The following is a 19,964-nucleotide window of genomic DNA, read 5'->3' as shown; positions in this document are numbered from 1 at the left end:
AATCAGGTGGTCGTCTGCACGTGCAGGCGGCTCGTCTTGCAGCGGTGCAGCGCGCGGTAGTGCTCCAGCGGCCGGCCGTTGGCGCCGTAGGCAATCGACTCGATGCGCAGCAGCGGCTCGGGCTGCGGCAGGTCGAGCAGCCTGCAGGTTTCGGCATCGGGCAGCACCGCGTCGATCCAGCGCTCGGCGCGCACCAGGCGCAGGCCGTACTGCCGGCGCAGCACGTCGTAGAGCGACCGGTCCTCCAGCCGCGCGCGGTGCAGGCCCGGCGCCAGGTCGGCCGGCACCGCCGTTTCGACCAGCAGGCGCAGTTCGCCGTCCACGCTGCGCAGGCGCTTGAGGGCGACCACCTGCGTGTCGTCCGCCAGGCCCAGCGATGCGGCTTCTTGCGCCGTTGGTGCGCGCAGTTCCTGCGCGAGGATCTGCGTGCGCACCGAGCGGCCCTTGCGTTCCATCTCGTCGGAGAAGCCCAGCACGGTGGAAACAAAATCTTCGTCGCGTTCGCGCGCCGACACGAAGGCACCGCGGCCCTTGATCTTGTAGATGAGGTTGTTGCGCACCAGGTCGGCCAAGGCCTCGCGCACCACGATGCGCGAGATGCCGAACTGGTCGCCGAGCTCCGCCTCGGAAGGCAGCTTGGCGCCGATGGGCAGTGCGCCCTGCAGTATCTGCAGCCGGATGGCGTCGCGGAACTGCGCCCACAGCGGGGATTCGGAATTGCGGTCGAGCGCGGTCGGCATGTCGTTGGGACTACTGTTCACTTTTAGGCTTGGCCGAGGACTGAGCTGGCCATCAATGATGCATCGAAAGAAGGCGGCTCGCCGGCAGCCACCGCGTGCAGGCGCACGTTGTGCCGCTCGCGCAGCGCGGTGGCGCAGGCGCACAGTTCGTTGTGGGCGTGGGTGGCATCCCAGCCCAGCGCCTCGGCCGCCACGCCCGCGATCTCGGCGAGCGCCGCATCGGTGACGAGGCCGCGAATGGCCAGCAGCGTGCGGCGAATCACGAGGTCATCGAGATGCAGCACGCCGGTTTCGAGGCACAGGTAGGAGAGCTCGGCCGCCGAGTAGTCCGGCGCATGCTGCAGCGGCACGTCGCCCGAGGCCGCCAGGCGCTGAGCGAGCGGCAATGCCTTCGAGCCATAGCGGCCGAGCAGGGTCAGCGCGCGCGCGCGGCCAATGCCTGAGGCCGCCATCATCCTTTCGACGAAGCGATCGGCCGCCGGCGCATCGGCCGGCAGTTCCGCGCCGCCGCCGATCGGCAGCAGCTCGGTCGATGCGCTGCGCGCGCGGCCGAGCAGCCGAAGCACTTCGTTGGTGGCTTCTTCGGCCAGCGCGCGGAAGGTGGTCCACTTGCCGCCCACGAGGCCGACGATGGCGATGCCGCGCGTCGCATTCGGTGGATCGACCACCACCGAATGGTCGCGCGAGATCTGGCCCGGCTTGTCGGCCTCCGAACGCGCGAGCGGCCGCACGCCGACATAGGTGTAGACCACGTCGCCGCGCCCGAAGGCCATGTTCGGGAAGACCTCGCGCAGCACGTCGATCAGGTAATCGACCTCGGCCGGCTCGGTGACGATCTGGTCCGGGTCTTCGACCGGGATGTCGGTGGAGCCCACCAGCACGCGGTCCAGGAACGGGTAGACGATGCACACGCGCCCGTCGGCCGCCTCGAAGTAGGCCATGCGGCCGTCGAGGGCGTCGCGCAGCGCGGGATGGTCGAGCACGAGGTGCGAGCCCTTGGTGCCCATCACGCGCGGGCCGGGGCCGCCGAGCACGGCCGCGCTGCGGTCGAGCCAGGCACCGGTGGCATTCACTACCGTGTCGGCCGTCACGCGCACGAGTGCGCCGGTGATCTCGTCGCGCAAGGTGAGGATGTTGCCCGCGCAGGCCATCACGCGGCAGTAGTTGGCGGCCGCGGAGCGCGGCTGGTCGCGGCAGGCATCGGCGATCAGTTCGAGGATGAGCCATTCGGGGTGGCTGATCCACGCATCGAAGAACGTGGCGGTCCAGCGGATGGCCGTGCGGAACAGGCCGCGGTCGGCCGGCGGCACGCGGCTGATGCGGTGTCCCGGCATCACGCGCTGGCGGCGTCCCAGCAGGTCGTAGAGCCGCAGGCCCAGCGCCACGGCCAAGAGGCCGCGCGTGCGCTGCGGCGGCGTGCGGCCGAAGAATTTGAGCACGCTGCTCATCAGCCCACCGAAGAAGCTGGCGAGCGGCACCACCGTCTTGAGCGGCCGCACCAGGTGCGGCGCATTGCGCAGCAGCAGGTTGCGCTCGCGCGTGGCCTCGGCCACCAGCGAGAAGCTGCCGTTCTCCAGGTAGCGCAGGCCGCCGTGGATCATGCGCGAGGGCGCGCTGCTGGCGCCGGCGCCGAAGTCGCCCTTGTCGACGATCAGGCAATCGACGCGCTGCAACGAAAGGTCGCGGAACACGCCCACGCCGTTGATGCCGGCACCGACGATCACGGTGGAGAAATGGCGGCCCGCGAGCGAGGCCGGGCGCACGAAGGGGAGTTGCCAGGCGCTCATTTCACGCTTCCCGCAACGTGGGTGAATACAGGTGACATGCTCTCGATCAGTTCGTTGAAAGCGGCGTTGAAATCCGCATGGGCACTTGCGTCCCTTGCGTCGGGCTCGATGAGCTCGCAGGGCGCGAGCAGTTCGCTGTCCTGCGCTGCGTCCTCGAGGCCCTGCGACATGGCGGCGTAGATTGCGGCGCCGCGTGCGCCGGTCTCGTCGTCGGGCGAGCGTTCGACCGGATGCCCGAGAAAGCCCGCGAGCAGCCGCACGAGGCGCGCATCGCCCGCGCCGCCGCCGAGCACCGTCGTCTGGCTCACCGCGAGGCCGGCCACGGCCAGACGCGCCGTGTGCCGCGCATGCAGCGCCGCCACGGCATCGACCACGGCGCGCGCCATGTCGGCGCGCGTGTGGTGGCTCTTGAGGCCCACGAAGCCGGCCGTCACGCCGCCGCCGCCATTGACGAAGGGCAGGAAGCGCAGGCCGTTGGCGCCCAGCGGCACCGCCATGGCCAGGTCGACCACCGCGCGCGCATCGGGCAGCGCGAGCGCGCCGGCCAGCCAGGCGATGTTGGCCATCGAGGACGGGCTGTTCTCCATGTAGAGCCGCGCATTGCCGCGGCCGAAGTTCACGATGGCGGCCACGGCGGGCGTGGGCGCCATCACCGGGCCGATGACCGCGTTCACGCACCAGGTGCCGAGCACCGACACTGCGCGGCCGCGGCCTTCCGCTCGGATCGCGGTCATCGAGGCGAGCAGGTCGATCGCGCCCATTGCCACCGGAATGCCCGCGGGCAGGCCGCACAGCGCGGCCTCGGCGGGCCGCAGCTGTCCGATCACGCTGCCGCTCGGCACGATGGGACCGAAGGCGCGCGCACCGAGGTCCGCAATGCCCGAGACCTCGAAGGCCCCCTGCGACCAGCTGCCGGTGGCCAGCGACACCAGGCCGGCCGTGCTCGCATCGCTGGCATCGGTGGCGATCTCGCCGGTCAGCAAGAAGCCGAGGTAGTCCTTGGCGAACAGCAGGCGGTGCAGTTCGCCGCGCTGCACGGCGTCCGCGCCCAGCAGTTCGGCCGCGATCACCGTGGGCTGCCCGGGCCAGGGGCTGCAGCCCACGTCCTCGAACAATTGCGCGCCGTGGCTCGCCGCGAGGGCGTGCGCACGGGCATCGGCGCGCTGGTCGGTGGAAGCGACGGCGCGTCCGCCGACGAGCTGGTGATTGGCATCGAGCGCGTAGAGGCCGGCGCCGTGGCCGGTGCAGGCCAGGGCGCGAACCTCGGCCGCGCGCGGGCCGAGCTGGCGTGCGACGTCTTGCAGCACGCGGGTCAGCGCGGCGCGGATGGCGGATGCGGCCACCTCGCATCCCCCACCCGGCAGCCGGACGTGCGGCAGGGGCATGCGGGACAAGGCGACGGTGCGGCCGCTGCCGGCTTCGAGGGCCAGCGCTTTCAGGCTGCTCGAGCCCATGTCGACGCCGATCAATATGTTGGACTTCATGTCATAACAGCTTCGGCGAGTTGAAAGCAGCTTGCCAGTAGCGTTTCCCCTAGTTATCGCGGCGAACGGCCCGCGATTACATTCTACCTGTCATAACAACTGTCGTGACAACGAGGTCCGAAGATCTGCCCGCAAGGCAGGTCGCAAGCTCTGCCAGTCAACGCGAGGAGACACAAGATGAGGCGAAATTTCCTGAAGTCCGCTGCGGCCGCCGGTATCGGCCTGGCCGGCACCAGCGCATTTGCGCAGTCCACCCCCACGGCCGCCGCCACCGGATTGCGCGGCAACGCGGGCGACGTCTACGTGATGAACGTGATGGTGTCGGGCGTCGAATACTGGTTTCCGGTCTACGAAATGATGAAGCAGCTCGGCCGCACGCTGGGCGTGCGCACGCGCTACACCGGCACGCCGGAGTACGACGTGAACAAGCAGCTGGCCTCGTTCGAGCAGGAGCTGGCGCGCAAGCCCGCGGGCATCCTGCTGCACCCGATGAACCCCGACCCGTTCATCGAACCGATCAACCGGGCAGCGGCGATGGGCATTCCGGTCGTCACCTTCGCGGCGGACTCGCCCAACTCCAAGCGCGCCTCCTTCGTCACCTCGGACAACGACCGCGAAGGCACGCAGGCGGCCGACGCGATTGCCGCGGCGCTGGGCGGCAAGGGCGAATACGCGGTACTCGAGAACCCCGGCCAGGACAACCACGACCGCCGCATCGCGGCCTTCGTCAACCGCATGAAGACCAAGCATGCGGGCATGAAGCTGGTCGGCCGCGCCGCCAGCAACCAGGACCCGAGCAAGGCCTACCAGGCGGTGCTGAGCCTGGCGCAGGCCAACCCGAACCTGGGCGCACTGTTCATGCCCGAGGCCAACTCGGCCCTGGGCGCCGCGCAGGCCAAGATCGAGTCGAAGAAGAACATCCGCGTGATGTGCTGCGACGTGAACGCCAAGATCCTCGACATGATCAAGGCTGGCGACGTGTTCGGCGCCATCAACCCGAACCAGGGCATGCAGGGCTACATGGGCATGATGATGCTGTTCCTGGCCAAGAACCCTTCGCTCATCGATCCGATGAACGACGCCAAGCGCAACGGCACCAATCCCATGTCGGTGCCGTTCCTGGACAACGGCCTGTCGGTGGTCAGCAAGGCCAACGCGGACGACTTCTACTGGGACAAGTACCTCGCGCGCCGCGGCACCAAGGGAATCGGCGAGTGAGCACTGTGGGTTCTTCTGCACTGCTCGAACTGCGCGGCATCAGCAAGCGCTTCGGCGCTTCGCGCGCGCTCTCGGGCGTGGACTTCTCGCTGCAGGCGGGCGAGATCCACGCCCTGTGCGGCGAGAACGGCGCGGGCAAGTCGACCTTGATGAACATCATCGACGGCATCCACCGGCCCGACGAAGGCGACATCCTGCTGAACGGCCAGAAGGTGGCGATCGACGGCCCGGCGCACGCCATGCGCCTGGGCATCGGCCTGGTGCACCAGGAGATCGCGCTGTGCGCCGACGCCACCGTGGCCGAGAACATCTTCATGCCCGAGATCAACGCCGGCAGGCAGGCGTGGATGAACTACGCCAGCCTAAATGCGCGCGCGGCCCAGGTGCTGGCGCGGCTCGGGCAGGACATCGCTCCCTCCACGCCCGTGCGCGAGCTGAGCATCTCGAGCCAGCAGCTGGTGGAGATTGCCAAGGCGCTCACGCTGGACTGCAAGGTGCTGATCCTCGACGAGCCCACGGCCGCGCTCACCGACAACGAGTCGGCCGCGCTCTTTCGCGTGCTGCACGACCTGAAGGCGCAAGGCATCGGCATCATCTACATCAGCCACCGCATGGCGGAGATCTTCGCGCACTGCTCGCGCGTCACCGTGCTGCGCGACGGGCGCAACGTGCATAGCGGCCCGCTGGCGGGCCTGAGCGCGGACGAGCTGGTCCGCCGCATGGTGGGGCGCGACCTCGGCAACTACTACCCGCCCAAGCAAGGCCGTGCCGCCGAGCCGTCCGGGCCGGTGCTCGAGGCGGTGGACATCGCCGACGGCGAGCGCGTGCACGGCATCTCGTTTGCGCTGAAGCGCGGCGAGATCCTCGGCATTGCCGGGCTCATGGGTGCGGGCCGCAGCGAACTGGCCGAGACCCTCTGCGGCCTGCGCACCGCCACACGCGGCACGCTGCGCCTGCACGGCAAGGCGCTCGCGATCCGCCAGTACAGCGACGCGCTGCGCGAAGGCATCGCCTACCTCAGCGAAGACCGCAAGGCGGCCGGCGTGTACCTCGACCTGCCGATCGCGCAGAACATCTCGTCGATGGCGCTGCGGCGCGTGAGCTCCGGCTGGGGCCTGCTGCAGCGCTCGGCCGAGCACCGCCTGGCCCGGGAGCTGGGCGCCAGGCTCAAGCTCAAGTCGGACGGCGTGGCGATCGAGGTGTCGAGCCTGTCGGGCGGCAACCAGCAGAAGGTGGCGATTGCCAAGCTGCTGGCCACCAACCCCCAGGTGCTGCTGATGGACGAGCCCACGCGCGGCGTCGACGTGGGCGCCAAGTCGGAGATCCACCACATCCTGCGCGAGCTCGCGAACCAGGGCGTGGGCGTGATCGTGATCTCTTCGGAGCTGCCCGAGATCATCGGCCTGTGCGACCGCGCGCTGGTGATCCGCGACGGACGACTGGCCGGCGAATTGAATTCCAACGAAATGACGGAGGAAGCCCTGCTGCGGCTCGCCTCCGGACTCTGCGAACAGGAGATGGCATGAACTACCCGGCACAACTCGATGCGGGCCTGGCACCGCACCCATCGGGAGGCGGCCCCCTGAAGCCCGCCAACAAGCTCACGAGCATGCGCGAGACGGGCCTGCTGCTGATCATTGCGGTGCTGTGCGTCGCGATGAGCTTCGCATCGCCCTACTTCCTCACCTGGGACAACGTGCGCGCCATGCTGCTGTCCTTCTCGATCGAAGGCATCGTGGTGGTGGGCATGACCATTCTGCTGATCGTCGGCGGCATCGACCTGTCGGTGGGCTCGGTGGTGTGCTTTGCGATGGTGGTGACGGGCAAGCTGTTCCTGATGGGCGTGGACCCATGGACCGCGAGCCTGGTGGCCATCGGTGCGAGCGGGCTGGTCGGCGCGATGATCGGCGGCTGCGTTACACGCATCGGGCTGAACCATTTCATCGCCTCGCTGGCCTTCATGGTGATCGTGCGCGGGCTGTGCCTGGCGCTCACGCAGGGCACGCCGCAGTCGCTGTTCTCGCTGCCGGCCGAGTTCAAGTTCATCGGGCAGGGCACGCTGTTCGGCATTCCCGCGGTGATCCTGATCTTTCTGCTGATCGTGGTGGTGAGCGACTTCGTGCTGCGCCGCTCGACCTTGCTGCGGCGCGTGTTCTACACCGGCAGCAACGAGAAGGCCGCGCTGTACTCGGGCATTCGCGTGGGCCGCGTGAAGTTCTGGGTCACGGTGCTGTGCTCCGCATCGGCGGGCCTGGCCGGCGTGATCTACACGGCCCGCTTCGGCGCGGCCACGCCCACCTTCGGCGTGGGCATGGAGCTCAACGTGATTGCCGCCGCGGTGATCGGCGGCGCGAGCCTCAAGGGCGGATCGGGCACGGTGCTCGGTGCGGTGCTGGGCCTGGCGCTGCTCTCGGTGGTGACCAGTTCGCTGATCCTGCTCGATGTGTCGCCCTACTGGCAGGACGTGATCAAGGGCCTGATCCTGCTCGCGGCCGTGACCATCGACCACCTGCTGAACACGAGAAAGACAACGCGATGAAGACGACGATGAAGAAGACAACGCTGGGCCCATCGGGCATCGAATGCTCGGCCATCGGCCTGGGCACCTGGGCCATGGGCGGATGGATGTGGGGCGGCGGCGACAACGCGGCGGCCGAGGCCGCCATCCACGCCTCGCTGGATGCGGGCGTGAACCTGATCGACACCGCGCCGGCCTATGGCCTGGGGCGCTCCGAGAGCATCGTGGGCACCGCGCTCAAGGGCCGCCGCCACGAGGCCGTGATCGCCACCAAGTGCGGGCTGGTGTGGCACACGCAAAAGGGCACGCATTTCTTCGAGGAAGACGGCCACCCCGTGTACCGCTACCTCGGCCGCGAGTCGATCGTTCATGAATGCGAAGAGAGCCTCAAGCGCCTGCAGACCGACTACATCGACCTCTACATCACGCATTGGCAGGACAGCACGACTCCCGTGGCCGAGACCATGGACGCGCTGCTCGCGCTCAAGAAGCAGGGGAAAATCCGCGCCATCGGCGTGAGCAACGTGAGCCCCGAGACGCTCTCCGAATATCTTCGCCATGGCCCGGTCGATGCCGCGCAGGAGCGCTACAGCCTGATCGACCGCGAGATCGAAACCACGCTCGCGCCGCTTTGCAGCGAGCACCAGGTGGCGGTGCTCGGCTATTCATCGCTGGCGCTTGGCCTGCTCGCCGGTCCGATCGACCCCGAGCGCGAGTTCAAGGGCGACGACCAGCGCGCGAGCAACCCACGCTTCAGCGAGGCCAACCGCTCGAAGCTCGCGGCCTTCTTCGAAGAACTCGAGCCGCTGCGCGCGCGGCTCGGCTGCTCGTTCGGGCAATTGATGATCGCCTGGACCATTGCACGCGGCACCGTCTCGGTGGCGCTGTGCGGCGCGCGCGTGCGCCAGCAGGCGATCGAGAACGCGGGCGCTGGCGCGGTCGGGCTGGACGGCGAGACGCTGCGCCTGATCGATGCCGCGGCCAAGCGCCACCTGAGCGCGCTCGCCTGACCCTCTTCATTTCATTTCCGATCCCCACAAGGAGTTCTTTCCCATGTCGAAAGACAAGACTGCGCGGCTCAACCGCTTGCTCACCAACGGCCGCTGCCTGGACATCGCGCTGGACCACGGCGTGTGCAACGAGCCCTCGTTCCTCAACGGCCTCGAGGACATGCCCCAGGTCATGGACAAGCTCGTGGCCGCCGGGCCCGATGCGATCCAGCTCAACTACGGCCAGGCCGACCTGCTGCAGGACCGCCCGGGCCGCGACAAGCCGGCGCTCGTGATGCGCATCGACATGGGCAACCCCTACAACGCCACCGCGCACCGCGTGATGTGGGCCGTGCTGCAGAACGAGCACGATCCCGTGCTGCCCGCGGTCCAGCGCGATGCGGCCTGCGTGGTGGTCAATTTGTTCATGCTGCCGAACGAGCCTGACCTGTTCCGCCAGTGCGTGCAGAACATCGCACGCGTGCGCGCCGACTGCGACCGCTACGGCATGCCGCTGATGATCGAGCCGCTGGTGATGCGCCCGCACAGCGACCAGGGCGGCTACATGGTCGACGGCGACGCCGAAAAGATCGTCACGCTGGTGCGCCTTGCACGCGAGATGGGCGCCGACATCGTCAAGGCCGACCCGACCAGCGACCCGAAGGACTTCCACCGCGTGGTGCAGGCCGCGCGCTGCCCCGTGCTCGTGCGCGGCGGCGGGCGCGAAGACCTGCAGCAGGTGTTCGCGCGCTCGCGCGTGCTGATGGACCAGGGGGCCGTCGGCATGGTGTACGGGCGCAATGTCTACCAGCACGCCAACCCCTCGGCGGTGGTGAGTGCGCTGATGGCCATGATCCACCGCGGCGCCAGCGCCGAGGCGGCCTGGGCGCTCTACGAATCTGGCGGCGCGAAGTAAGGCAAAGAAAAAGAAGCGCCGGCGCAAGAACCAAAAAAAAGTCAGCACGGCAGGCGATGCACCCGTCGCCTGCCGGGGTGCGTCCTGCGCGCGCACTGGAGAGGGATCGAGCAATGGGTTGCCCTGCGAACTTCTAACAACCTGGAGGCGACGATGAAGATCCGGTATTTCCTGATGGCGTTCATGGCCCCGCTCGTCACATTGCTGACGCATGCGGCAATCACCGGGGTCAGCCCGATGACCACCCTCAACAACATGGCAACGGCCGTTGCCGAAGCCGTCGCCGATCCGCTCCCGCTGCAGGGGCCGGGCCTGGGCAATCTCAGCTATACATCGGCGGAACTGTTCAAGCCCGTGTCGATGATCACGAGCCCCGCGCACCCGCTCGATCCGGCGCACAGCAGTGCCTACGAATCGCGCGAGGTGCCCGCCACTTACCCGGGCCGCAAGGACTACGGCATGAACGCGGGCATCATGGTCAACGGCTACTTCCTGACCTCCTTCGCGCCGGACAGCGGCCTCGGTCCGGGCGGCTTCCTGCTGTACGACGTGTCGAACCCGCGCCAGATCCAGCTGGTCAAGAAGATCTACGAGCCCGAGGCCCGTACCAAGGAGTTCCGCGAGACGCACTCCTTCGGCACCGCCAGGATCGGCGGCAAGACGTACGTGGTGCTGCCCAGCATCAACGGGGTCGAGTTCTGGGACTTCACCGACATCAACGACATCAAGCAGGTGAAGAAGCTCGCGCTGCCCGGCGTCAACGCCGGCGACTACGAGAACGTGGCCTGGCAGCTCTGGTGGCAGGCGCCCTACCTGTACGTGGCATCGGCGGGCCGGGGCATCTTCATCGTCGATGCGCGCGATCCGGTCAACGCGGTCGTCGCGAACCGCGGCGCCGGCAAGCCCAACCCGGTGCCCACGGGCGAACTCGGCGGCTTTCGCATCGGCCCGATCTTCACGATGGGCAACCACATGGTGCTGACCGCGATGGAAAGCAACGGCGGCTTTGCCAGCCTGGACATCTCCGATCCGCTCAACCCCAAGGTGCTCGATTCCATCGTGGGCACCACGCCGTTCTACTATGCGACCTGCTTCGACGGCAGGAACCTGCATACCTCGGCGCGCAACAGCGGCGCCAGGATGTACAGCTACGACCTGAGCGACCGCTCGCGATTCGTGCCCGAGGACAACCGGCTGGTCATCGATGAGCAGCTGTACTGCGCCACGCAGGACAACTACGTGATCCAGGGCGCGCAAACGCGCATCCACAAGGTCGATGTGAGCAATCCGCTCAATCACGTGGAGGTGGGCCGCGGCAGCATCCTGCGCGAGGACGACCCGAACTTCTCGCATTCGGACAACGGCCAGGTCGCGGTCTTCGGCAACCTCGTCTTCGTGGGCAACGACCACGGTTCGGGCAGCGGCTTCGTGGTGCATGCGGTGGACCCCGACACCACCAAGCCTGAAGTGAAACAGGTCTCGCCCGCCAACGGCGCAAAGCAGCAGGCGCTGACCTCGCGCATCGGCCTGGGCATGACCGACAGCATCCGGCCCGAGAGCGTGAATGCCAACACCTTCATCGTGCGCGCGGTCGGCGGCAACACGCTGGCCGGCACCTACAGCGTGCAGTTGGGCATCATCAACTTCCACCCCGACCAGCCGCTCTCGCCGGGCACCAGCTATGAAGTGTTCCTGCCGGCCAACGGCGTGAAGGACTATGCGGGCAACGCCATCGGTGCCGACTACAAGTCGACCTTCAACACCGGCAACGCCACCGACATCAACCTGATGCACTACTGGACGCTGGCGGGCAACCTCACCGACCCCATCGGCAACAACAACGGCACGCCGGTGTCGGGCGACGCGTTCGAGAGCATCGGCCTGAACTTTGCGAACCGCACGGCCGGTGTGCCGCTGAAGAACGATTCGGTCGCCACCGTGCTCGGCGGCACCGCTTCGCTGAGCTTCTACATGAAGACCACGCAGACGGGCGCTGCGAGCTCGTGGACCGCGCCCGGGATCTTCGGGCGCGACCAGTCGAGCGGTGCGGACGACGTGTTCTGGGGCTGGCTCGACAACGGCGGGCGCATCAAGCTGTCCGTCGGCAACGACGCGGGCACCACCTCCACCGCGGTGGTGAACGACGGTGCCTGGCACCATGTGGTGCTGACGCGCGACGCGGCCTCGGGCGCGCAGGCCGTGTACGTCGACGGCATGAAGACCACGTCCGCCGGGCTCTCGGGCAACAAGGGCCTCGCCAACAAGTTCAGCCTGCTGGGCCAGATCCAGGGCAACGCCGCGCTCTTCAAGGGCGTGCTGGCGGAGGTGCGCGTCTATGGCCGCGTGCTCAACGACAGCGAGGTGGCCACGCTGCGCGGCCAGACCATCATCGGCGACCCCGGCATCGGCGGCGGCCCGAAGATCGTCAACGGCCAGCTGGTGTTCAACCCGGCCACGCTCGGCAGCAGCGGCGCGCAGTTCCGCTGGAACTTTGGCGACGGCACGCAGACAGCCTACGCAAGCCAGCCGAACTACAGCTACACCTACACGCGCCCGGGCCACTACACGGTGACGCTGACGGTGAGGGATGCGAGTGGTCGAGAGACCTTCTACACCTACAACCTCACCGTGATCGCACCGGTCACGGCACAGGCACCGACGCACACCACCAACATCGCAGGCGATGCCGGCTCGGTGTATTCGGTCAATCCCGACAGCGGCACGGTCGCCGCCATCGACGCGCAGACCCTGGCCAAGCGCTGGGAGACGCGCGTGGGCGAAGAACCCAAGACGCTGGCCGTGGGGCCTGACGGCCGCATCTGGGTCACGGTGCAGGGCGAGGACAAGCTGGTGGCGCTCAACGCCGCCGACGGCACCCTCTCGGCCACCGTGCCGCTCGCCTACGGCAGCGGACCCTACGGCGTCGCCTTCACGCCGGACCGCTCCAAGGGCCTGCTGACGCTGGAGAGCAAGTCGGTGCTGATGAGCTTCGACCCGGGCAGCGGGACCACCACCGGCGCGGTCGCACTGGACGGCAACCTGCGCGGCATCGCGGTTGCCTCCGACTCGCAGGTGGCCTACGTCACGCGCTTCAAGTCGAAGATGACGGGCGGCCAGCTGCACAAGGTGAACCTGCAGAGCATGAGCGCCATGACCACCATCGCGCTGCCGGTGGACACCGCCACGGTAGACACCGAGAGCCGTGCGCGCGGCGTGGCCAACTACCTGAGCCAGGTGGTGATCTCGCCCGACGGCACGCGCGCGGTGCTGCCTTCGAAGAAGGACAACATCGTGCGCGGCAAGTTCAGGGACGGCAACAACCTGGTGCACGACCAGACCGTGCGTTCCATCCTGTCGCAGGTCAACCTGCAGGCAGCCGCGGAAGTGTTCGGCGAGCAGATCGACTTCGACGACCGCGCGCCGGCGCGCGCCGCGTTGTTCACGCCGTCGGGCGACTACCTCTTCGTGGCACAGATGGAGGGCAACCGCGTGGCCATCGTCGACCCGTACAGCCGCGCGGTGCGCGGCGAGATCAACGCCAGCAGCGCGCCGCACGGCCTGTACCTGGACGCGGTGCGCAAGCGGCTGTTCGTCAACAACTTCCTGGCACGCTCGGTATCGGTGCATGACGTGGCGTCGGTGCTCGCATCCGAATCCGCCGCCCCGACCTTCCTGCAGAACGTGGCGACCGTGGCGCAGGAGCCGATGGCGGCCGCGGCCTTGCGCGGCAAGCAGGTGTTCTACAACGCCTCCGACCGGCGCATGAGCAAGGACAACTACATCTCCTGCGCGAGTTGCCATGCGGACGCCGGCGACGACGGCATGGTGTGGGACTTCACGCAGCGCGGCGAAGGGCTGCGGCGCACCATCGGCCTGCAGGGCCGCCGCGGCCTGGGCCACGGCAAGCTGCACTGGAGCGCCAACTTCGACGAGGTGCAGGACTTCGAGAACGACATCCGCAACGAGTTCGGCGGCACCGGCTTTCTCACCAATGCCGACTTCGCCGCCACGGCCGACCCGCTGGGCGCACCCAAGGCCGGCAAGAACGCGCAGCTCGACGACCTTGCGGCCTACCTGAGCTCGCTGAACAAGTACATGCGCAGCCCGGCGCGTGCGGCGGACGGCAGCCTGAGCGTGGAAGCGGCGCGCGGCCAGACCGTGTTCAACACCGCGCAGTGCGCCACCTGCCACACGGGCGGCACCTTCCGCGACGGCCTGCGGCACGACGTGGGCACGATCCAGCCCTCGTCGGGCAAGGGCGGCAACCAGCCGCTCGCGGGGCTGGGCTTCGACACGCCGACGCTCTCGGGCACCTGGAACACCGCAGCCTTCTTCCACAACGGGCAGGCGGCTTCGCTGCAGGCGGTGCTCGACAGCGGCCACGGCAACGCCTCCAGCCTGCCGGCCGCCGACGTGGTCGCGCTGCGCGAGTACGTGCGCTCGCAGGACACGGCCCCGGCGGTGATCACGCGGATCCGGTCGGACCTCAACCCGACGATGTGCGTGAACATCAAGGGCGGGTCGACCTCCAGCGGCACGACAGCGGTGCAGTGGCCCTGCGGCACCACGAGCAACGAGAAGTTCACGGTGACTTCCATCACCGGCGGCTATGTGCAGCTGGTGGCCGAGCACAGCGGCCTGTGCCTGGCGCAGAACGGCACCGCCACGACCAATGCGCCGGTGGTGCAGCTGGCCTGCACGGCGGGCAACACGGCGCAGTGGAGCCTGGTTGGCGGGACCCTGCGCAACCGCGCCTCGGGCTCGTGCCTCGACGTACCCAATGGCTCGACGACGCAGGACACGGCGCTGATCACGTGGACCTGCAATGGCGGAACGAACCAGAACTGGACGCAGCTGCCTTAGCGCCCATTCACGGTCTATCCAAGTCCATGCAGATGCCTGTGGGGGGGGCTGCATGGCTTGGTGCATTCGGGGCGCGTGCACAGGCCACCGGGTACTCCCCTCCGCGAATGTCCCCCGGCCTGCGGCCTCCTCCTTGATTTCGCTGCGGGGAGCACCCGATGCCCTGTGCACCTGGGCACGTCGTCGGTTCGCGGCTGATCAACCAGTGCTCTGAACACGATCCCGTCGATGGGGTGCCTTGCGCAGCGAAATAAAGGAGGAGCCCGAAGGGCGGGGGACATTCGCGGAGCAGGGCACCCCGTCGGCGGGATCGCACCCACCCTTCACAAACAGCGGCCGGCCTTTTTTCGCACCAGGCATGACCTCCCACGTCATCGACCGCACGCACCCGTTTTGAGAAAGTACCTCCATCGATCAACCACAGGAGAAAACACCATGACCGGCTTCAACATCCTTCCCCTCGCAGTCGCCCTGCTCATCGGCGTGGCCGCGCTCGGCTCGTGCCTGGGCATCGGGCTGGTCGGCCAGAAGTTTCTCGAAAGCACGGCGCGCCAGCCCGAACTGGTCGACACGCTGCAGACCAAGTTCTTCCTGGTGGCGGGTGTGACCGACGGTGCATTCATCATCGCCACGGGGATTGGCCTCTGGTTCGCAACCGCCAATCCCTTCGGCTGAATCCTGCAAAGGGTCTCTGAAAAACGGGGCCTCCGCACCATGAAGTGACACGCCGCACTGGCACCATTCGTGCTAGTACCGTTGACACCGAATTGTTTATGGTTAAAGTATTTAGCTATCAACGGTTCGACGTCTTCGGTGCTGCATGGCGCGGCGCCGGGGCGCCGTTTCATCTTTCCTCTGCCGGAGAACCCATGAGCCACCCGTCCCCGAAGTCGCCCGCGCTGCCGCGCACCCTGCTTTCGCTGCTGCTCTGCGGTGCAGCCCTTGGTGGCGCGGCATCGGCCATGGCCGCGCCCGTGAAGGTGGGCCTGGCGCTCGATATTTCGGGTCCGTTCGCGGCCTTGGGCGCCGAGGCGCGCGACGGCTTCGCGCTCGGCATCAAGCAGCTGGGCGGCAAGCTCGGCGGGCAGGACGTGGAGTTCGTGCAGGCCGACATGGCCGGCAGCCCCGACCAGGCCAAGCAGCTGGTCGACCGCATGATCCAGCGCGACAAGATCGACATCTTCAGCGGCCCGATCGGCTCCAACGTGGCGCTGGCCGTGGGCCCGACGCTGTTCAACGCCAAGGTGCCGTACCTCTCGGCCAACGCCGGCCCGAGCCAGTTCGCGGGCGCGCAGTGCAATGCGTACTTCTTCGGCACCGCCTACCAGAACGACCAGTTCCACGAGGCCGCCGGCAAGTTCGCGCAGGACCGCGGCTTCAAGAAGACCGTGCTGATCGCGCCCAACTACCCGGCCGGCAAGGACGCGCTGGGCGGCTTCAAGCGCCAGTTCAAGGGCCAGGTGGCCGACGAGCTCTACACCAAGCTCGGCCAGATCGACTACGCCGCCGAACTCGCGCAGCTGCGCGCGGCCAAGCCCGATTCCATCTACTTCTTCCTGCCCGGCGCGATGGGCATCAACTTCATCAAGCAGTTCGTGGGCGCGGGCCTGTCGAAGGACATCACGCTCGTGACCAGCGGCTTCTCGGCCGACGAGGACGTGATCGGCGCCGTGGGCGAGCCGATGCTGGGCCTGTTCAACACCTCGCACTGGGCGCACGATCTGGACAACGCCGCCAACAAGGCCTTCGTGGCCGCGTTCCGCAAGGAATACAACGGCCGCTATCCGTCGGTGTATGCGGCGCAGGCCTATGACGCGATCCTGGCGATGGACGCGGCCGTGAAGCAATCGGGCGGCAACGCCCAGAACCGCGAGGCCGTGGTGGCCGCGCTGAAGAAGGCCAACTACGCATCGACGCGCGGCAGCTTCAAGTACGCGAACAACCACTATCCGGTCGAGAACTTCTACCTGCGCGTGATCGGCAAGGACGCACAGGGCAAGGTCACGAACAAGCTGATCAACACGGTCCTGACCAACTACGGCGACTCGTACGCCGACAAGTGCCCCCTCAAGTGAGCGGCATCCTCGTTCTCGAGCAGCTGCTCAACGGCCTCGGCTACGGGTTGATGCTGTTCCTGCTGGCGGCGGGGCTCACGCTGGTGTTCGGCATCATGGACGTGCTGAACCTCGCGCATGGCTCGCTGTTCATGTCGGGTGCGTACGTGGCGGCCGAGGCGCACACGCGCACCGGTTCGTTCACGGCGGCCATCGTGATCGCGGTGGCCGTGACCGTGGTGGTGGCGCTGCTGCTCGAAGTGCTGCTGATGCGTCGCCTCTACACGCGCGACCACCTCGCGCAGGTGCTCGCCACCTTCGGCGTGATCCTGGTGGCCGACGACATCGTCAAGATGGCCTGGGGCCCGTCGCCGGTGATGGCGCCGACGCCGGCCGCGCTGTCGGGGCCGATCGAGCTGGTCGACGGCCTGCCCTACCCGTCCTACCGGCTCGTGATCCTCGCCGGCGGCCTGCTGGTGGCGCTCGCGCTCTACCTGCTGGTCAACCACACGCGCATCGGCATGCGGGTGCGCGCGGGCGCGTCCGACCGCCCGATGGCCGAGCTGATGGGCGTGCGCGTGGGCCGCATCTTCAACGGCGTGTTCCTGCTTGGCGCGGCGCTGGCCGCGCTGGCCGGCGCGCTGATGGGGCCGATCGTCGCGGTGCAGGTGGGCATGGGCGAAGCCATCCTGATCCCGGCGCTGGTGGTGCTGGTGATCGGCGGCATCGGTTCGGTGCGCGGCGCCTTCGTGGCCGCACTGCTGGTGGGCGTGGTCGACACCATCGGCCGCGCCTTCATGCCGATGCTGCTGCGCGCCACGCTGCCGCCCGCCACCGCGGCCGACCTGGGGCCGCTGTTCGCCGAAGTCGCGATGTACGCGCTGATGGTGATCGTCCTGATCTTCCGGCCTTCGGGCCTTTTCTCGGCCCGGTCATGAAGTCCTCCTCACGTCATATCGGCCTCGGGCTGCTCCTCCTGCTGCTCGCGGCCTTTCCGCTGGTCGCGCCCCTGTTCGGGCTCGAGTTCTACATCGGCTTCGTGCGGCGCGTGCTCGTGGTGACGCTGGCCGCCGCGAGCCTCAATTTCATCCTGGGCTTCGGCGGCATGGTGGCGCTCGGGCATGCGGGCTTCATCGGCATGGGTGCGTACACGGTGGTGGCGCTCAGCGATGCAGGCGTGATGTCCGCGTGGGTGATGTGGCCGCTGGCCGCGCTCGTGGCCGGCATCGTCGCCGCGCTGATCGGCACGGTGGCGCTGCGCACGCGCGGCGTCTACTTCATCATGACCACGCTGGCCTTTGCGCAGATGCTGTACTTCGTGGTGGTGTCGCTGCGCCGCTATGGCGGCGACGACGGCTACACGCTGACGGGCCGGCCCGGTTTGCTGCCGGGGCTGGACCTCGGCAACGAATCGAACTTCTACTGGGTGGTGCTGGCGATCGTGGCGCTCGCGCTCTGGTGGCTGCACCGCGCAACGCAATCGCGCTTCGGCCATGCGCTGATGGGCATCCGCGACAACGAGACGCGCATGCGGGCACTGGGCTATCCGGTGTTCAAGCTGCAGCTCGTGGCCTTTGCGATCGCCGGTGCCATCGCGGGCCTGAGCGGCGCGCTGCTCGCAGGCGGCAATGGCTTCGTGAGTCCGGCGACCATGCACTGGACGCAGTCGGCCACGCTGCTGGTGATGGTGGTGATCGGCGGACTGGGGCGCAGTTGGGGCGGGCCTGTCGGGGCCGTGGTCTGGCTGGTGCTCGAAGAGGCCTTGAAGCAGCACACGGAGCATTGGCACATGCCGCTCGGGCTGCTGTTGATTGCGGTCGCGCTGTGGGCGCCGAAGGGGCTTGCAGCCTTGTACAAGCGCCGCTTGCCCCTCATCCCGGACCTTTCCCCAGCGGGGCGAGGGAGCAAGACATGAGCCTGTTCAGAATCGAAGGCTTGGTCAAGCGCTTCGGCGGCTTGCTCGCAACCGACCATGTGAACCTCAGCGTGGAGCGCGGCGAAGTGCATGCGCTGATCGGGCCGAACGGCGCGGGCAAGACCACGCTCGTGAACCTGATCACCGGGCTGCTCCAGGCCGATGCCGGGCGCATCCTGCTCGACGAGAAGGACATCACCGGCTTCAAGGACCACCGGCGCGTGGCGGCCGGCATGTCGCGCTGCTTCCAAGTGACGCGCGTGTTCGCCAAGGAAACGGTGCACGACAACCTCATGCTCGCGGCGCAGGCCCATGCGGGCAGCAGCCTGCGCTTCATGGCGCCGCGCGCAGCGGAACGCGGCCTGGTGGAACGCGCCGTGGCGCTGGCCGACCGCGTGGGCCTCGGCAGCGAGCGCCACCGCATCGCGGGCACCTTGCCGCACGGCGCGCAGCGCGCGCTCGACGTGGCACTGGCGCTCGCGGCCGAACCCAAGTTATTGCTGCTCGACGAGCCGATGGCCGGCATGGGGCCCGATGAATCGGCACGCATGGTCGAGTTGATCGAGTCGCTGCGCGAGTCGATGGCGATCCTCTTGATCGAACACGACATGGACGCGGTGTTCCGCCTGGCCGACCGGCTCACGGTGCTGGTGCAGGGGCGCGTGCTGATGAGCGGCACGGCCGACGAAGTGCGCGGGCATCCCGATGTGCAGGCGGTGTATCTCGGCACCGAAGCGGAAGGCCACTCATGACAACGACATTGCTCGAAGCGAAGGCCATCGAGGCCGGCTACGGCGCGAGCCAGGTGCTGTTCGGCATCGACCTGCGCATCGGCGCGGGCGAAGTGCTCGCGCTGCTGGGCCGCAACGGCATGGGCAAGAGCACGCTCTTGAAGGTGCTGACCGGCACGCTGGCACCGATGCGCGGCAGCGTGCATTTCGGCGGCGATGCCGTCGGCGGCCCGCACAAGGCAATGAGGCCCGACGCCATCGCCCGGCGCGGCGTGGCCATCGTGCCCGAGGGGCGGCACGTGTTCCCGAACCTCAGCGTCGAGGAGCACCTGCACGCCTTCGCACGGCCGCGCCCGGGCAGCGCGCCGCGCTGGACCGTCGAGGCGCTGTACGGCCTGTTCCCGCGCCTCGCGGAACGCAAGGCCAACGCGGGCAACCAGCTCTCGGGCGGCGAGCAGCAGATGCTGGCGATTGCGCGCGCGCTGTCGACGCATCCGCGCCTCCTGATCCTCGACGAGGCCACCGAAGGCCTGGCCCCGGTGATCCGCGAGGAGATCTGGCACTGCATCGCCACGCTCAAGGCCGAAGGCGAAGCGATCCTGGTGGTCGACAAGTACGTGCAGCGCCTGCTGCCGCTGGCCGACCGCCACGTGATCCTCGAACGCGGGCGCGTGGTGTGGCAGGGCGACTCGGCTGCGCTCGACGCCGACCGTTCGCTCTGGACGCGCTACCTGGGCGTCTAGGTTCAG

General features: G+C 68.1%; 15 protein-coding genes. 12 read left to right on the top strand and 3 right to left on the bottom strand.

The features are described 5' to 3' along the window. Positions 1–2: 2 nt before the first annotated feature. The 3 genes from QFZ47_RS14630 to QFZ47_RS14620 are packed head-to-tail and all read right to left on the bottom strand — an operon-like array spanning position 3 to position 4,011. Complete coding sequence (locus QFZ47_RS14630; protein WP_307656318.1) at positions 3–740, bottom strand: GntR family transcriptional regulator; 738 nt, start codon at positions 738–740, stop codon at positions 3–5. A 23-nt stretch (positions 741–763) separates the two neighbouring features. Beyond that, a complete protein-coding gene (locus QFZ47_RS14625) occupies positions 764–2,527 on the bottom strand; it encodes a glycerol-3-phosphate dehydrogenase/oxidase (protein WP_307656317.1) in 1,764 nt (587 codons plus the stop codon). Further along, a complete protein-coding gene (locus QFZ47_RS14620; protein WP_307656316.1) occupies positions 2,524–4,011 on the bottom strand; it encodes an FGGY family carbohydrate kinase in 1,488 nt (495 codons plus the stop codon). The genes QFZ47_RS14625 and QFZ47_RS14620 overlap by 4 nt, the downstream gene beginning before the upstream one ends. 177 nt (positions 4,012–4,188) lie before the next feature. Here QFZ47_RS14620 and QFZ47_RS14615 point away from each other — a divergent pair, with 177 nt between their 5' ends. The 12 genes from QFZ47_RS14615 (at position 4,189) to QFZ47_RS14560 (ending at position 19,958) form a co-directional block, all read left to right on the top strand. Continuing rightward, positions 4,189–5,229 carry a substrate-binding domain-containing protein gene (locus QFZ47_RS14615; RefSeq protein WP_307656315.1) on the top strand — a complete coding sequence of 347 codons (1,041 nt, stop codon included), beginning with the start codon at positions 4,189–4,191 and terminating at the stop codon, positions 5,227–5,229. Beyond that, a complete protein-coding gene (locus QFZ47_RS14610) occupies positions 5,226–6,755 on the top strand; it encodes a sugar ABC transporter ATP-binding protein (protein ID WP_307656314.1) in 1,530 nt (509 codons plus the stop codon). The genes QFZ47_RS14615 and QFZ47_RS14610 overlap by 4 nt, the downstream gene beginning before the upstream one ends. Further along, on the top strand, positions 6,752–7,768 hold the full coding sequence (locus QFZ47_RS14605) for an ABC transporter permease (protein WP_307656313.1): 1,017 nt from the start codon (positions 6,752–6,754) through the stop codon (positions 7,766–7,768). Before QFZ47_RS14610 ends, QFZ47_RS14605 begins: the two co-directional genes overlap by 4 nt. Further along, the gene (locus tag QFZ47_RS14600; RefSeq protein ID WP_307656312.1) at positions 7,765–8,757 is read left to right on the top strand and encodes an aldo/keto reductase; all 993 of its coding nucleotides are present in this window, start codon (positions 7,765–7,767) and stop codon (positions 8,755–8,757) included. The genes QFZ47_RS14605 and QFZ47_RS14600 overlap by 4 nt, the downstream gene beginning before the upstream one ends. A 43-nt stretch (positions 8,758–8,800) precedes the next feature. Continuing rightward, positions 8,801–9,652 carry a class I fructose-bisphosphate aldolase gene (locus tag QFZ47_RS14595; protein WP_307656311.1) on the top strand — a complete coding sequence of 284 codons (852 nt, stop codon included), beginning with the start codon at positions 8,801–8,803 and terminating at the stop codon, positions 9,650–9,652. A gap of 153 nt (positions 9,653–9,805) precedes the next feature. Further along, on the top strand, positions 9,806–14,515 hold the full coding sequence (locus QFZ47_RS14590; protein WP_307656310.1) for an RICIN domain-containing protein: 4,710 nt from the start codon (positions 9,806–9,808) through the stop codon (positions 14,513–14,515). Between the two features lie 435 nt (positions 14,516–14,950). Then, a complete protein-coding gene (gene atpE / locus QFZ47_RS14585; protein ID WP_012745530.1) occupies positions 14,951–15,190 on the top strand; it encodes a F0F1 ATP synthase subunit C in 240 nt (79 codons plus the stop codon). A gap of 194 nt (positions 15,191–15,384) precedes the next feature. Beyond that, positions 15,385–16,590, top strand: a complete 1,206-nt coding sequence (locus QFZ47_RS14580; RefSeq protein WP_021005138.1) for an ABC transporter substrate-binding protein — start codon at positions 15,385–15,387, stop codon at positions 16,588–16,590. Next, positions 16,587–17,507, top strand: coding sequence for a branched-chain amino acid ABC transporter permease (locus QFZ47_RS14575; protein ID WP_307658940.1), 921 nt, complete (start codon positions 16,587–16,589; stop codon positions 17,505–17,507). Before QFZ47_RS14580 ends, QFZ47_RS14575 begins: the two co-directional genes overlap by 4 nt. Continuing rightward, the gene (locus tag QFZ47_RS14570; protein ID WP_307656309.1) at positions 17,504–18,484 is read left to right on the top strand and encodes a branched-chain amino acid ABC transporter permease; all 981 of its coding nucleotides are present in this window, start codon (positions 17,504–17,506) and stop codon (positions 18,482–18,484) included. The genes QFZ47_RS14575 and QFZ47_RS14570 overlap by 4 nt, the downstream gene beginning before the upstream one ends. Beyond that, complete coding sequence (locus QFZ47_RS14565; RefSeq protein WP_307656308.1) at positions 18,481–19,236, top strand: ABC transporter ATP-binding protein; 756 nt, start codon at positions 18,481–18,483, stop codon at positions 19,234–19,236. Before QFZ47_RS14570 ends, QFZ47_RS14565 begins: the two co-directional genes overlap by 4 nt. Next, a complete protein-coding gene (locus QFZ47_RS14560) occupies positions 19,233–19,958 on the top strand; it encodes an ABC transporter ATP-binding protein (protein WP_307656307.1) in 726 nt (241 codons plus the stop codon). Before QFZ47_RS14565 ends, QFZ47_RS14560 begins: the two co-directional genes overlap by 4 nt. The last annotated feature ends 6 nt before the right edge of the window (positions 19,959–19,964 follow it).

Origin of the sequence: Variovorax paradoxus (assembly GCF_030815975.1) — a bacterium.
Lineage (GTDB): Bacteria > Pseudomonadota > Gammaproteobacteria > Burkholderiales > Burkholderiaceae_C > Variovorax > Variovorax paradoxus_N.
Note: the sequence above shows the minus strand (reverse complement) of the source record. Positions and strands in the feature narration are given on the sequence as shown.

Bases quoted from the DNA above. Each gene is read 5' to 3' on its own strand.
- QFZ47_RS14590 (WP_307656310.1), top strand. From the start codon at position 9,806: ATGAAGATCCGGTATTTCCTGATGGCGTTCATGGCCCCGCTCGTCACA.
- QFZ47_RS14570 (WP_307656309.1), top strand. From the start codon at position 17,504: ATGAAGTCCTCCTCACGTCATATCGGCCTCGGGCTGCTCCTCCTGCTG.
- QFZ47_RS14620 (WP_307656316.1), bottom strand. From the start codon at position 4,011: ATGAAGTCCAACATATTGATCGGCGTCGACATGGGCTCGAGCAGCCTG.
- QFZ47_RS14615 (WP_307656315.1), top strand. From the start codon at position 4,189: ATGAGGCGAAATTTCCTGAAGTCCGCTGCGGCCGCCGGTATCGGCCTG.
- QFZ47_RS14560 (WP_307656307.1), top strand. From the start codon at position 19,233: ATGACAACGACATTGCTCGAAGCGAAGGCCATCGAGGCCGGCTACGGC.
- QFZ47_RS14565 (WP_307656308.1), top strand. From the start codon at position 18,481: ATGAGCCTGTTCAGAATCGAAGGCTTGGTCAAGCGCTTCGGCGGCTTG.
- QFZ47_RS14605 (WP_307656313.1), top strand. From the start codon at position 6,752: ATGAACTACCCGGCACAACTCGATGCGGGCCTGGCACCGCACCCATCG.
- QFZ47_RS14630 (WP_307656318.1), bottom strand. From the start codon at position 740: ATGCCGACCGCGCTCGACCGCAATTCCGAATCCCCGCTGTGGGCGCAG.
- atpE (WP_012745530.1), top strand. From the start codon at position 14,951: ATGACCGGCTTCAACATCCTTCCCCTCGCAGTCGCCCTGCTCATCGGC.
- QFZ47_RS14580 (WP_021005138.1), top strand. From the start codon at position 15,385: ATGAGCCACCCGTCCCCGAAGTCGCCCGCGCTGCCGCGCACCCTGCTT.
- QFZ47_RS14625 (WP_307656317.1), bottom strand. From the start codon at position 2,527: ATGAGCGCCTGGCAACTCCCCTTCGTGCGCCCGGCCTCGCTCGCGGGC.
- QFZ47_RS14600 (WP_307656312.1), top strand. From the start codon at position 7,765: ATGAAGACGACGATGAAGAAGACAACGCTGGGCCCATCGGGCATCGAA.
- QFZ47_RS14595 (WP_307656311.1), top strand. From the start codon at position 8,801: ATGTCGAAAGACAAGACTGCGCGGCTCAACCGCTTGCTCACCAACGGC.